General features: G+C 54.6%; 11 protein-coding genes and 2 tRNA genes. 1 reads left to right on the plus strand and 12 read right to left on the minus strand.

Annotated features, from left to right (window positions below; translation table 11 throughout):
- Nucleotides 1-19 precede the first annotated feature (19 nt).
- The 10 genes from nusA to rlmE form a co-directional block, all read right to left on the minus strand.
- Nucleotides 20-1,534 carry a transcription termination factor NusA gene (nusA, locus tag ACT3TF_RS13605; protein WP_096276231.1) on the minus strand — a complete coding sequence of 505 codons (1,515 nt, stop codon included), beginning with the start codon at nt 1,532-1,534 and terminating at the stop codon, nt 20-22.
- A 72-nt stretch (nt 1,535-1,606) separates the two neighbouring features.
- Nucleotides 1,607-2,068: a ribosome maturation factor RimP gene (rimP, locus tag ACT3TF_RS13610; RefSeq protein WP_096276233.1), complete on the minus strand. Its 462-nt coding sequence runs from the start codon at nt 2,066-2,068 to the stop codon at nt 1,607-1,609.
- A gap of 312 nt (nt 2,069-2,380) precedes the next feature.
- Nucleotides 2,381-2,457: transfer RNA gene (locus ACT3TF_RS13615), tRNA-Met, on the minus strand.
- Nucleotides 2,458-2,619: 162 nt separating this feature from the next.
- Nucleotides 2,620-2,706: transfer RNA gene (locus tag ACT3TF_RS13620), tRNA-Leu, on the minus strand.
- Nucleotides 2,707-2,751: 45 nt separating this feature from the next.
- Complete coding sequence (gene secG, locus ACT3TF_RS13625; RefSeq protein ID WP_096276235.1) at nt 2,752-3,111, minus strand: preprotein translocase subunit SecG; 360 nt, start codon at nt 3,109-3,111, stop codon at nt 2,752-2,754.
- Between the two features lie 4 nt (nt 3,112-3,115).
- Nucleotides 3,116-3,865 carry a triose-phosphate isomerase gene (gene tpiA, locus ACT3TF_RS13630; RefSeq protein ID WP_441685306.1) on the minus strand — a complete coding sequence of 250 codons (750 nt, stop codon included), beginning with the start codon at nt 3,863-3,865 and terminating at the stop codon, nt 3,116-3,118.
- A 93-nt stretch (nt 3,866-3,958) separates the two neighbouring features.
- Complete coding sequence (gene glmM, locus ACT3TF_RS13635; RefSeq protein ID WP_096276239.1) at nt 3,959-5,308, minus strand: phosphoglucosamine mutase; 1,350 nt, start codon at nt 5,306-5,308, stop codon at nt 3,959-3,961.
- On the minus strand, nt 5,305-6,231 hold the full coding sequence (folP, locus tag ACT3TF_RS13640; protein WP_096276241.1) for a dihydropteroate synthase: 927 nt from the start codon (nt 6,229-6,231) through the stop codon (nt 5,305-5,307). The genes glmM and folP overlap by 4 nt, the downstream gene beginning before the upstream one ends.
- 103 nt (nt 6,232-6,334) lie before the next feature.
- A complete protein-coding gene (gene ftsH, locus ACT3TF_RS13645) occupies nt 6,335-8,338 on the minus strand; it encodes an ATP-dependent zinc metalloprotease FtsH (RefSeq protein ID WP_096276243.1) in 2,004 nt (667 codons plus the stop codon).
- Between the two features lie 254 nt (nt 8,339-8,592).
- Nucleotides 8,593-9,240: a 23S rRNA (uridine(2552)-2'-O)-methyltransferase RlmE gene (gene rlmE, locus ACT3TF_RS13650; RefSeq protein ID WP_096276245.1), complete on the minus strand. Its 648-nt coding sequence runs from the start codon at nt 9,238-9,240 to the stop codon at nt 8,593-8,595.
- A gap of 114 nt (nt 9,241-9,354) precedes the next feature.
- Between rlmE and yhbY the strand changes: the two genes are divergently transcribed.
- The gene (gene yhbY, locus ACT3TF_RS13655; protein ID WP_096276247.1) at nt 9,355-9,681 is read left to right on the plus strand and encodes a ribosome assembly RNA-binding protein YhbY; all 327 of its coding nucleotides are present in this window, start codon (nt 9,355-9,357) and stop codon (nt 9,679-9,681) included.
- A 118-nt stretch (nt 9,682-9,799) separates the two neighbouring features.
- Here the strand turns inward: yhbY and greA are convergent, their stop codons facing one another.
- Both greA and carB read right to left on the minus strand, forming a co-directional pair.
- On the minus strand, nt 9,800-10,276 hold the full coding sequence (gene greA, locus ACT3TF_RS13660; protein ID WP_096276249.1) for a transcription elongation factor GreA: 477 nt from the start codon (nt 10,274-10,276) through the stop codon (nt 9,800-9,802).
- Nucleotides 10,273-13,503, minus strand: coding sequence for a carbamoyl-phosphate synthase large subunit (gene carB / locus ACT3TF_RS13665; protein WP_444672359.1), 3,231 nt, complete (start codon nt 13,501-13,503; stop codon nt 10,273-10,275). The genes greA and carB overlap by 4 nt, the downstream gene beginning before the upstream one ends.
- Nucleotides 13,504-13,548: the final 45 nt, after the last annotated feature.

Consider the following 13,548-nt stretch of genomic DNA (forward strand, 5'->3'; position numbering starts at 1 on the left):
TCCTCAGCCCGAGACCTGTTTACTGTGTGTTCGAATCCGATGCGTCATCGACTTCAAACCAGGGCGCACGGGCAGTCATGATCAATGCCGCTGCGCGCGCTTCGTCCAACTCCTCGATATCGACCAGATCGTCGACAGACTGCTCGGCGAGATCTTCCATGGTAACAATGCCGCGACTGGCCAGAATGAAGGCCAGATGGCGCTCCATGCCATCCATTTCCAGCAGATCGGCCGCTGGTTGGGCACCGTCTAGCGCTTCTTCCGAGGCAATCGCCATCGTCAGCAGCTCGTCTTTCGCACGTGCACGAAGTTCCTCGACCAAATCCTCATCAAACTCTTCGATTTCGAGCATTTCTTCCAGCGGCACGTAGGCGACTTCTTCTAGGGTTGTGAACCCTTCTTCCACCAACAGGCGGGCAACGTCTTCATCCACTTCAAGGTGCTGGACAAAAGAGTCGACCAGGCTATCAATTTCTTGATCGCGCTTGGTCTCAGCTTCTTCTTCGGTCATGACATTGATACGCCAGCCGGTTAGCTCTGAGGCCAAACGCACGTTCTGACCACTACGGCCAATGGCCTGGGCAAGATTATCTTGCGCCACCGCCACATCCATCGCGTGGGCGTCTTCATCCACCAGGATCGACCCAACGTCAGCCGGCGCCATGGCGTTGATCACCAATTGAGCGGGGTTGTCGTCCCAAAGCACGATATCGACACGCTCATTTTGCAGTTCAGATGAAACGGCTTGAACGCGTGAACCGCGCATGCCGACACAGGCACCCACGGGATCAATACGGCGATCATTCGTTTTTACCGCAATTTTAGCGCGTGAACCGGGATCGCGCGCAGCCCCTTTGATCTCAATTAGCTGCTCAGCGATCTCAGGCACTTCAATTTTGAACAGTTCAATAATGAACTCAGGACATGTGCGTGACAGCTGAAGCTGTGCACCGCGAGCCTCAGGATCCACTTTAACTAACAGCGCACGCACCCGCTCGTTCATGCGGTAGCGTTCGCCGTGAATCATTTCATTGCGCGGTAAAAATGCTTCAGCATTTTCGCCCAAATCAATGATTAGGCCATCACGAGTGGTCTTTTTAACAATACCGGCAACCAGCTCGCCCTCACGATCAGCGTACTGACGCACCACTTCTGCACGCTCAGCCTCGCGCACTTTTTGCACGATCACTTGCTTGGCGGTTTGCGCAGCAATACGGCCAAAAGACGCGCTTTCAATGCTTTTCTCAACCACGTCGCCTAGCTTAAGCGGCGGGTCACGCTGCTCGGCGATGGTCTCTTTGATTTCGTAATCAGGCGTTTCGAATTCGTCATCTTCCACGACTGTCCAGAAACGGAAGGTTTCGTATTCGCCGGTGCGGCGGTCAATATGCACGCGCACATTGGCTTCTTCTTTATCAAAACGCTTGCGTGACGCGCTCGCAAGAGCGGCTTCTACCGCTGCGAAGATGACATCACGCGGGACGCCCTTCTCATTGGAGATCGCGTCAACGACCATTAAAATTTCTTTACTCATGCGTATGCCTCGCCAGAAAACCTATCCTTATGTGCATCACCCCGGCAGCCTGCCGGCAGCGCCGCCACTCGGTCAATTGTCGAACTGCGGTACAATGTGAGCAGAATCAATACTTTCAATTGGAAAGCAGTACTCTTCGCTATCCAGCTGTAGCAGCACCTCATCTCCCTCAACACCCACCAGCAGCCCTTGATACTTGCGCCGCCCATCAAAGGCAGTGCGCAGTTTCAGCGCGACGTGGTGACCTTGAAAGCGGGTAAACTGATCCAGGGAATACAAGGGACGTGCCATGCCTGGCGAGGAAACTTCCAGCCGATACTCACCGGCAATGGGGTCTTCTACATCCATGACGGCACTGACCTGGCGGCTAATATCTGCGCAATTTTCCACGCTGACGCCATTCTCGCTTTCGATATAAATCACCAGCCGCGAGTTTTTGCCCTGGGAAAGATGGTCAATACCCCATAGCTCAAAGCCCATGGCGGCAACGACAGGTTCGATCAGCGCATGAAGCGCAGCGTGTTTAGTGGCCACAGACAAAGCTCCTATAGCCGTTGAGTCAGACACCTGGCCAGGAGTTATAAGAAAAGCGAGGTGACTGATTGGCGTTACTCGGAAATGTGCCTCCGGCAACCCGGGCGGCATCCGCTTTAAAGCACTCTTGTTCACAAAAGCGCCGGCTAACCAAAAGCTACTAACAAAAAGCCCCTTCACTGGAAGGGGCTTTTTAAAAGAAACCTTGGGTACCATCTTAACAACATGCGGCGGGTTAAACCTGCCAAGTCTGACTGCATTCAAATAACAACATGAGAAAACAATCTATCCTATTTACATGCTACTAGAAAATGGTAGCGGGGACCGGATTTGAACCGATGACCTTCGGGTTATGAGCCCGACGAGCTACCAGACTGCTCCACCCCGCATCAATCTAGGTCGACGATAATAGACACTTAATCTACTTACGTCAAGAACTACTTGTTCCAAGAACCACTTACTTGAAACTGCCTTTTCCGACTCAGGCACCAAACTGTGCACTGTGAGAACAAAACAGACATTCTGGGAAGCTGATAAATCAGCCTAACAGATGGTGCCGAAGGCGGGACTTGAACCCGCACGACCATACGGTCACTACCCCCTCAAGATAGCGTGTCTACCAATTCCACCACTTCGGCATCAGGGGAGGCTAAAGAAACGTTTGCTGCTAAGTCATCAACCACTTAGTCGCTGCTTTCCTCTAGCACTGGCGCGGTATTATCCACACCTGCAGGCCTATCGTCAAGCGTTGGCACGCTTTGCTGCTGCTCGATCAAACGCGAGTCTGGGATGCCTGCTTCCGGTGCTTGGCCAGCCTGGGTAGCAAAGTAAGCTAACGCCATTGAGGTGACGAAAAACCCGGCAGCAAGCAGCCCCGTCGTACGCGACAAAAAGTTGCCGCTACCGCGCGAGCCGAAGACCGTTTGCGACGCACCGCCTCCGAAGGCAGCACCGGCTTCGGCACCTTTACCCTGCTGAAGCAGAATGAGTACCACTAGGGCGATCGCAATCACCACATGGATCATAAGTATTGCAACTTGCATGGCGTTATCCTGCTGACTGACAAATGGCATAAAAATCATCGATCTTAAGTGAGGCTCCGCCCACTAGACCGCCGTCTATATCCGGCTGAGCAAGCAGCTCCGCCGCATTACTTGCATTCATACTGCCGCCGTATAACAGCCGCAGCTGCTCGGCGAGCGTTTTATCAAAACCGGCCTGGTAGGCGCGAATGCCCGCCATCACCTCTTGTGCCTGCTCAGGCGACGCCGTGCGCCCCGTACCAATTGCCCAAACGGGCTCGTAGGCAATGACTACCTGCTGGCGCTGATCGGGCTCTAAACGCGACATCACATGCCCGACCTGACGAAGCACGACATCCATCGTACGCCCTGCATCGCGCTCTTCAAGAGACTCACCCACGCAGAGAATCGGCGTAAGCTCGACACTTAAGGCTGCCAGCAGGCGGGCAAAAATCTGCTCGTCGCTTTCTTTATAGAGCTGGCGGCGCTCCGAATGTCCTACCAACACATAGGACACCGCAAACTCTTTGAGCATACGACCACTGACTTCACCGGTATGTGCCCCTGAGTGAAGAGGGTTCAATGTTTGCGCGCCCAGTGCCAGCACTGTCCCTTCGAACGCATGACGCGCCGCATCCAAATAAGGAAACGGCGGAATAATAACGACATCTACATTCGCTGGCGACACGGCGGCGGAGAAGGCTTGACCGAACTCATTGATCAACGCCACGGAACCGTTCATTTTCCAGTTACCGGCAATTAAAGGCGTACGCATCGACTGTCCTCACTCAAGGTGGAGCGAAATGGTATAGGAGCGGCCTTATCAAGACAACCGCTGTTACAAGCACAGACTCAGTTTACGGCATCATTAATCCAGTAAAGCCTTCACCTGAGCGGCCAGGTCGTTCGCCAATCGATCCACATCCAGATGGGCACGACCCTCTACCATCACGCGAATTAAAGGCTCTGTACCGGAAGGCCGGAGCAATACGCGACCCTCATCACCCAACGCCTGCTCCAATGCAGCAACCGCTTGCTGAAGCGGCGCCGATGCCATCACTTCTTTGGCATTGGTATCAGCGGGCAGGCGCACGTTGACGAGCGCTTGCGGGACTTTTTCTAGCTCTCTTAACAGCGTTGGCAGGCTCTTTTGCTCTCGCATCATCAGCGCCAACACTTGCAGCGCCGATACGATACCGTCGCCGGTCGTTTGCACATGGCCGCAGACAATATGCCCCGAAGACTCGCCGCCCAGCTCCCAGCCGTTCGTGGCCATGCGCTCCATCACAAAGCGATCACCGACGTTAGCACGCTCAAAGGGTATGCCTAGCTTATCTAGCGCCATGGCTAATCCAAAATTGGACATCAGAGTGCCAACAACACCCCCTTCGAGCAAACCGCGCTCGTGGCGGTCTCGGGCAATAAGATAAAGAATATCATCGCCATCAATTTCACGACCGTCAGCGTCGACCAACAGCAAGCGGTCGCCGTCGCCATCAAACGCAATGCCCAAATCAGCACTCTGCTGAATGACCGCCGCACGCAGCGCAGCAGGATGCGTTGAACCCACCAGCTGATTAATGTTTAGCCCGTTAGGCGAGGCGCCAATCGTCGAGACGTCAGCTCCTAACTCACGGAAAACATTGGGTGCGATATGATAAGTAGCGCCGTGAGCACAGTCCAACACGACTTTCAGGCCATGCAGGCTCAGCCGGTCGGGAAGCGTCGATTTGCAAAATTCAATATAGCGGCCCGCCGCGTCATCAATACGCGTTGCCTTACCCAGCTGAGCGGCCTCCGCCGTGGTTAATGGCGCCTCTAGCATCGCCTCAATACGATCTTCCGTTTCATCAGGCAGCTTTTTGCCTTCTGCTGAGAAGAACTTGATGCCGTTGTCATCAAAAGGATTATGCGATGCTGAAATAACAATTCCCGCATCCGCACGAAACGTGCGGGTTAGGTAGGCAATACCCGGCGTTGGCATGGGCCCCAGCAGAGACACATCGACTCCCGCGGCAGAAAGCCCTGCCTCAAGCGCGGACTCAAACATATAGCCAGAGATGCGCGTATCTTTACCGATGAGCACGCGCGTTCGGCCCTTATCACGACGCAGCACCTGACCGGCGGCCCACCCCAGCTTGAGCATAAAATCAGCGGTAATGGGGGCTTTTCCCACGGTGCCGCGAATACCATCCGTACCAAAATAGCGCCTTGTCATGCACCAAACTCCTTAATCATCGACAGCTCAAACGGCGGCTCGCAGCCTTCTTGCAGTACCGCCCAGGTCATATTGACCGCATCAACCGTTGCAGCGACATCATGCACGCGAAGAATATTCGCACCCCGCTCCACCGCCATCGCCGCCAGCGCCACGCCACCAAACAGGCGTTCTTCTACCGGGCGGCCCAATACCTTGCCAATCATGCTTTTGCGTGACATACCCACCAACAGCGGAAGCCCCAGTGCCTGAAGAGACGCCATGCACTTCAGCAAGCGCAAGTTGTGCTCAACGGTCTTTCCAAAACCAAAGCCCGGGTCGATTAACAGCCTATTCCGACGCAGACCGGCCGCTTCACACTCGGCCACTCGCCGCGCCAAATACTCGGCCACTTCGACCTCAACAGGCTGCTGATAATTCGGCGCCTGCTGCATATCCTGAGGCTCGCCCTGGCGATGCATCAAACACACCGGCAAGCCACTGCCCACCGCCGCCAACAGCGCTCCTTCGCGCTCTAACGCACGTACGTCGTTAATCATTCCGGCGCCCAGCCCACTTGCCTCCCGCATCACGGCCGGGCAGCTGGTATCCACAGAGACCAGCGCATCCAGCTCGCGCACCAAGCGCTCTACCACTGGAGCCACTCGATCCAACTCCTCTTGGGAGCCAATCGCTAGAGCGCCGGGGCGTGTCGATTCGCCACCGACATCAATGATCGCCGCCCCTTCTGCCAGCATCTGCTCGGCATGCCGTAACGCGTCATCTAGCGCCACGTGCTGCCCGCCATCGGAAAAAGAGTCCGGCGTCACATTTAGTATACCCATCACACGCGGGAAGGATAAATCCAGCAGATGACGCCCACAGCGCAGCTGTAAATCACTGCCAGCGACGCGCTGAGGATATGTGTCCAAAGTTGATTTCATGCTGCAGCCTAGTCAAGAAGAAAAACGTGGCAGTCGTATGTGAAAAGCATAACAAAAAAGGCGCCCCTTGACGGGGCGCCTTTTGGCTCATTCAACGCTGTCACTATGGCCCTGCCGGACCGCCCAGCGGGTCTGAGGGGCGACGGCGCGGCGTATCGTCGTCATCCTCTTCAGCATCGCTGTCAGGCGGGCCAGAAGCAACGTTATCTCCGGCCTGAACGTTAGACTTTTCACCACCGGCAGGCGTGCCGCCGCCCGGCGAGTCGCCATCATTCCAACCTTCCGGCGGACGCGGATCGCGGCCTTCCATGATGTCCTTCAACTGAGAGGCATCAATAGTTTCATACTTCATCAGCGCCTCAGCCATCGCATCAAGCTTATCGCGATTATCGGCCAAGATTTGACGTGCCTGCTCATAGCAGTCATCAATAATTTTGCGCACTTCCTTATCAAGACGCGTGGTGGTATCGCCAGACTTCATCTTGCCACCACCCTGACCTGGGCCACCAAGGAACTGATGCGACTCGTCCTCGTCATACATGATCGGCCCCATGGCGTCCGACAAACCCCACTTAGCGACCATATTATGCGCCAGCTCGGTAGCACGCTTGATGTCGTTAGAGGCACCGGTAGTCACACCGTTCGGGCCTAGCGTCATCTCTTCAGCAATACGACCACCAAACAGCGAGCAAATCTGGCCCAAAATTTGTTGGCGTGAAAGGCTATAGCGATCTTCCTCAGGCAAGAACATCGTCACGCCCAGCGCTCGGCCACGGGGGATAATCGTCACCTTGTAAACCGGGTCATGAGACGGCACGACCAAACCAATAATGGCGTGACCGGCTTCATGGTAAGCCGTATTGAGCTTTTCTTTATCGGTCATAACCATCGATTTGCGCTCAGCGCCCATCATGATCTTGTCCTTGGCCAGCTCAAGCTCTTCCATGCTGACAACACGCTTGTTACGGCGCGCAGCAAACAGTGCAGACTCGTTGACCAGGTTAGCTAAATCGGCCCCGGAGAAACCCGGCGTACCGCGAGCAATCAGCTGTGGCTTAACATCATCGGCAAGCGGCACTTTGCGCAGGTGAACACCCAAAATATGCTCACGACCACGAATATCTGGCAAGCCCACGGTTACCTGACGGTCAAAGCGGCCTGGACGCATCAGTGCGGGGTCAAGCACGTCTGGACGGTTGGTGGCCGCAATCACGATGATGCCTTCGTTAGCTTCAAAGCCATCCATCTCGACCAGCAGCTGGTTCAACGTCTGCTCACGCTCGTCGTTACCACCGCCCATACCGGTACCACGCGAGCGGCCCACGGCATCGATTTCATCGATAAAGATAATGCACGGCGCCTGCTTCTTAGCCTGCTCGAACATGTCGCGTACTCGAGACGCACCCACGCCGACGAACATTTCAACAAAGTCAGAGCCTGAGATAGAGAAGAAAGGCACTTTGGCTTCGCCTGCAATCGACTTTGCCAGCAGCGTTTTACCGGTACCCGGCGGCCCCACCATCAGCACGCCGCGCGGAATCATACCGCCTAGGCGCTGAAACTTAGTCGGATCACGCAGAAAGTCGACCAGCTCTTCCACTTCTTCTTTGGCTTCATCACAACCCGCCACATCGGCAAAGGTCGTTTTAATCTGATCCTGAGAGAGCAGCTTAGCCTTTGATTTACCAAAGCTCATTGGGCCGCCTTTACCACCGCCGGCCCCACCCTGCATTTGGCGCATAAAGAACATGAAGATGCCCAAAATCAGCAGAATCGGGAAGCTAGCGATCAGCAGGCGCGTCCAGATGCTTTGCTGCTCTGGCGCCTTACCCACAACCGTGACGTTATTGCTTAGCAGGTCGTCCATCAGCTTAGGGTCTTCCGCCGAAGGGCGAATCGTCTGAAACTCAGAGCCGTCCGTACGCTCACCGCTGATGGTGTAACCATCAATCGTCACGCTACGCACCTGCTGGTTTTGCACCTGCTGCACAAATTGGGAATAATTTGTGCTTTGCGGTGCGCTTTCCGTACTGAAATTATTGAACACTGTCAGTAAGACGGCCGCGATGACCAACCACAGAATCAGGTTCTTCGCCATATCATTCAAGGGGCTACCCTCATTACAAGAATCCGTCAGTTAAACCCTGATGCCAAATAAACGCTGCCGTTAAGACCGCATATCAGCATCAAGTACTCAACCATTGCCAAAGCGTGTTCTGCCTCGGGCCATCTGTGTCACGCGCATTGGCTGCGTCTAATGTGACACGCATTGCATTTGCCTGTCTGGCAATTGCGCTAATAAATCTTGGCTATGAACCACGCGGTTATTTGCCCCTGTCATAAGAACGCTCACAAGGTCAGCTACCCGCGAAAACCTTCTGCCAGGAAATACACCTCACGAGAGCGCGCCCGCGACGCATCTGGCTTTCTAGTCACCACTTTGCTGAAGCTACCGCGCAGCTCCTTCAAGTAGGCGTCAAACCCCTCACCTTGGAATACCTTCGCTAAAAACCGACCACCGGGTGACAGCGTTTCGCGCGCCAGCTCTAATGCCAGCTCCACTAAATATATCCCCTGGGGCTGATCTATCGCAGCCATCCCACTCATATTGGGGGCCATGTCTGACATCACAAGGTCTACACGACGATTATCGAGGCGTTTTAGTATCGCTTCAAGCACCGCCTCTTCTGTGAAATCGCCCTGGATAAAGTCTACACCGGCCAAGGCGTCCATCTCCAGAATATCGGAGGCGATAACAATACCCTCAGGCCCTACTTTCTCCGCAGCAATCTGGCTCCAGCCTCCGGGCGCAGCGCCCAAATCGATCACCGTCATACCGGGACGCAGTAGCTTATCCTTTTCATCCAACTCAAGCAGCTTGTAGCTAGCGCGAGAACGATACCCATCCTGCCAGCTCTGCTTGACGTACTGGTCGTCAAAATGCTCCTTCTTCCAGTTATTACTAGTCTTGCTTACTGAATGCTTACGACTTGGGGGCTTTTGCTGCATGTGAAAATCTAACACTAGAATAAGAGAGGGGCGCGTTTACGCGATCGCTTTCACTCGATGGCGTTTCACCGTAAGATGGTGCGTTAAGCGCTAACCGGGATACCGCAAGATACCATGAGCTTGTCACAGGCACAAAAGAAAGCATTTCGTAGCATTGGCCACCACCTTAACCCTGTGGTCACCGTTTCTGAGAACGGCGTCTCCGAAAATTTGCTAGCAGAACTTAACCGCGCGCTCACCGATCACGAACTGATCAAAGTGAAGCTCGCCCTTCCTGAACGTGATGAACGTGCTGCCATGGTAGCCGAACTGATCACCAACAGCCGTGCTGACCTTGTGCAAACCATTGGTAAAATGGCCCTGCTTTATCGCAGGAATCCACAGGTAAATCCGAAGCTGTCTAATGTCACCCGCTTTGAGAACCACCACGGCCGCTATTAATCACGAAACGGGCAGCGCGTTAAATTGACGCGCCGCTGGCTATGTTTGAAAAAATATAGTTCGTAAAGACACATCAAACGCCCCTCAGCGCACTCGTTCGCTGAGGGGCGTTTTTTTATTAAATATATACGACGCTACCTATTTCGTACTCGACATCGCCGCCCGGTGTTTTCACCACCACAATATCACCCTCTTCCTTGCCGATTAAGGCGCGAGCAATAGGGGATGTCACCGAAATGCGCCCAGACTTAATGTCGGCCTCGTCTTCGCCAACGATCCGGTAAGTGACTTCGGCATCGGTGTCTAGATTCTGCATCGACACGGTGACGCCAAAAATCACTTTGCCCGTGTTTGGCAATTTAGCGACATCAATCACTTGGGCGACGGAGAGCTTGCCCTCAATCTCTTGGATTCGCCCTTCGATAAATCCTTGCTGCTCGCGAGCGGCATGGTACTCGGCGTTCTCTTTCAGATCACCGTGTTCACGCGCTTCAGCGATGGCCGCGATCACCTGAGGGCGAGCTTCGCTTTTCAGATGATCAAGCTCTTCACGAAGGCTTCTTTCCCCCGCAACTGTCATCGGGACCTTGTTCATTTATTTGCTCCTGCATGCAGATCCTGAAGGCGCCGCACCGTAATTTCCCTACCGTACTCAAGCGCCATGCAAACAGCATTAGCGCCCGCCAAGGTGGTCGCATAGGGCACCTTGCGCGAGAGAGCAGTACGGCGAATGACCGAAGAGTCGTTAATCGCCTGACGACCTTCAGTAGTGTTCACAATGTAGGCAATTTCGTCGTTCTTGAGCAGATCGACGATATGGGGACGACCTTCGTAGACTTTGTTGACGTGCTCCACGGCAAGCCCAGCAGCTTCCAAAGCAGCCGCTGTTCCTCGTGTTGCGCATAGCGTAAAACCTAATGCTAACAGAGAACGCCCTACTTCGATAATCCCCGCCTTGTCCGGTTCACGCACGGAAAGGAATGCTTTACGCGAACCATCAAGCGTAGGAATCGCCTCACCCGCCCCTAACTGCGCTTTAAAGAAAGCCTCAGCAAAGGTATCGCCAGAGCCCATGACCTCACCGGTTGATTTCATTTCCGGCGATAAAATCGGATCCACGCCCTGAAACTTATTGAACGGGAAGACGGCCTCTTTCACGCTATGAAAATGCGGGATAATTTCGCGCTCAAAGCCCTGCTCCGCTAGCGTTTTACCCGCCATACAACGAGCGGCAATTTGGGCCAGCGAAATACCGATGCACTTAGACACAAAAGGCACGGTACGTGAGGCGCGCGGATTCACTTCAATTACATAAATCTCGCCATCCTGCCAAGCCAGCTGCACGTTCATTAAGCCCTTAACGCCCAGCTCGACGGCCATTTGCTTCACCTGCTCGCGCATTTTGTCCTGCACATCGGCAGGTAGCGAGTAAGGCGGCAGAGCACAGGCCGAATCGCCGGAGTGAACGCCCGCTTGCTCGACGTGCTGCATAATGCCGCCAATCACAACCTGCTGGCCATCTGACACCGCATCGATATCGATCTCGATCGCCGCGCTCAGAAAGTGATCCAGCAATACCGGAGAGTCGTTGGAGACTTTCACCGCGTGAGTCATGTAGTTTTCAAGCTCAGAGGCGTCGTAAACGATTTCCATAGCACGGCCGCCAAGTACGTAGCTTGGGCGCACCACTAGCGGATAACCAATCACCTCGGCTTTATCAAACGCTTCTGCAAAGCTACGCGCTGTCGCATTAGGCGGCTGCTTCAGGCCAAGCTTATCGATCATCACCTGGAAGCGCTCGCGGTCTTCTGCACGGTCAATAGCATCCGGCGTGGTACCGATGATCGGTACGCCAGCGGCTTCCAGCTCACGCGCGAGCTTCAGCGGCGTCTGGCCGCCAAACTGCACGATAACGCCGACCGGCTTCTCTTTATCAGCAATTTCGAGCACGTCTTCCAGCGTCACCGGCTCAAAATAGAGACGATCAGAGGTGTCGTAATCGGTAGACACTGTTTCTGGGTTGCAGTTGACCATGATGGTTTCATAACCGTCGTCACGCATCGCGATAGCGGCATGTACACAGCAGTAATCAAACTCAATGCCTTGGCCGATACGGTTGGGGCCACCGCCCAGCACCATAATTTTCTGACGATCAGATACATCTGCCTCGCACTCCTCTTCGTACGTGGAGTACATATAGGCGGTGTCCGACGCGAACTCAGCGGCACAGGTGTCAACGCGCTTGTAGACAGGGCGAATACCGGCGGCCTGACGCGTTTGACGGAAGTCTTTTTCGCTCACGCTCAGCAGCGTTGCCAGACGCGCATCGCCAAAGCCTTTGCGCTTAAGCTGGTAAAGCTCACGGGCAGAAAGATCGGGCAGCGAGCGCTTAGCAACAGCGGCTTCGGTCAGCACCAAATCTTCAAGTTGAACTAAGAACCAAGGGTCGATATTGGTCAGTGCAAAGACTTCATCAACGCTCATGCCAGCGCGCATCGCGTCTGCCACGTAGAAAATACGCTCGGCGCCGGCGGCCTGAAGCTCGCCCTGAATAATCGCCATGTTTTCCGGCGTGAAATCGGTGATGATCGGGTCTAGGCCATCGTTACCGGTTTCCAGGCCGCGCAATGCTTTTTGCAGCGACTCCTGGAAGGTGCGGCCAATCGCCATTACCTCACCCACTGACTTCATCTGCGTGGTTAAACGGTCATTGGCCTGTGGGAATTTTTCAAAGGTGAAGCGCGGAATTTTAGTAACCACGTAGTCGATCGACGGCTCAAACGACGCCGGCGTACGACCACCTGTAATATCGTTTTGCAGCTCGTCCAGCGTGTAGCCAATCGCCAACTTAGCGGCGATTTTCGCGATCGGGAATCCGGTCGCCTTAGAGGCCAACGCCGAGGAACGCGAGACCCGTGGGTTCATCTCGATAACGACCAGGCGACCAGTCTTCGGGTCCATGCCGAACTGCACGTTGGAGCCACCGGTTTCCACACCAATCTCGCGCAGTACGGCCAGGCTGGCGTCACGCATGATCTGATATTCTTTATCGGTCAGCGTTTGCGCTGGTGCTACAGTGATGGAATCTCCGGTGTGCACGCCCATCGGGTCGAAGTTTTCAATCGCGCAGACGATGATGCAGTTGTCGTTTTTATCGCGCACCACTTCCATTTCATACTCTTTCCAACCCAGCAGCGACTCATCAATGAGCAGCTCATGGTTGTTAGAAAGCTCAAAGCCGCGCGTACAAATCTCTTCAAACTCTTCTTTATTGTACGCCACACCGCCGCCGGAGCCACCCATGGTATAGGAGGGGCGAATAATACTTGGAAAGCCCAGCTCAGCCTGAATCTCCCAGGCCTCACTCATGCTGTGCGCGACTTTGGCCTTGGGGCACTCTAGACCGATGCGCTTCATGGCCTGATCAAACAGATCGCGATCCTCGGCCATATTGATCGCATCGGCGTTGGCACCGATCATCTCAACGCCGTATTTTGCGAGCACGCCATGGTGGTCCAATTCCAGCGCGCAGTTAAGCGCCGTTTGACCACCCATGGTGGGCAAAATAGCCTGCGGACGCTCGGCTTCGATGATTTTTTCCACCGCCTGCCAGGTAATCGGCTCAATGTAGGTGGCGTCGGCCATCGCCGGGTCGGTCATGATGGTCGCGGGATTGGAGTTAACCAAAATAACGCGGTAACCCTCCTCGCGCAGCGCTTTACACGCCTGAGCGCCGGAGTAGTCAAATTCGCAGGCCTGGCCGATCACAATCGGTCCAGCGCCAATGATTAAAATACTGCTGATATCGGTACGCTTAGGCATAACGGTTCCCACAAAAAATAATGACGATGAGCGACAAAAGACGGC

The organism is Halomonas sp. AOP25-F1-15 (assembly GCF_052378675.1).
GTDB lineage: Bacteria > Pseudomonadota > Gammaproteobacteria > Pseudomonadales > Halomonadaceae > Vreelandella > Vreelandella casei.

Bases quoted from the DNA above. Each gene is read 5' to 3' on its own strand.
- nusA (WP_096276231.1), bottom strand. From the start codon at position 1,534: ATGAGTAAAGAAATTTTAATGGTCGTTGACGCGATCTCCAATGAGAAG.
- secG (WP_096276235.1), bottom strand. From the start codon at position 3,111: ATGCAAGTTGCAATACTTATGATCCATGTGGTGATTGCGATCGCCCTA.
- tpiA (WP_441685306.1), bottom strand. From the start codon at position 3,865: ATGCGTACGCCTTTAATTGCCGGTAACTGGAAAATGAACGGTTCCGTG.
- glmM (WP_096276239.1), bottom strand. From the start codon at position 5,308: ATGACAAGGCGCTATTTTGGTACGGATGGTATTCGCGGCACCGTGGGA.
- folP (WP_096276241.1), bottom strand. From the start codon at position 6,231: ATGAAATCAACTTTGGACACATATCCTCAGCGCGTCGCTGGCAGTGAT.
- rlmE (WP_096276245.1), bottom strand. From the start codon at position 9,240: ATGCAGCAAAAGCCCCCAAGTCGTAAGCATTCAGTAAGCAAGACTAGT.
- yhbY (WP_096276247.1), top strand. From the start codon at position 9,355: ATGAGCTTGTCACAGGCACAAAAGAAAGCATTTCGTAGCATTGGCCAC.
- greA (WP_096276249.1), bottom strand. From the start codon at position 10,276: ATGAACAAGGTCCCGATGACAGTTGCGGGGGAAAGAAGCCTTCGTGAA.
- carB (WP_444672359.1), bottom strand. From the start codon at position 13,503: ATGCCTAAGCGTACCGATATCAGCAGTATTTTAATCATTGGCGCTGGA.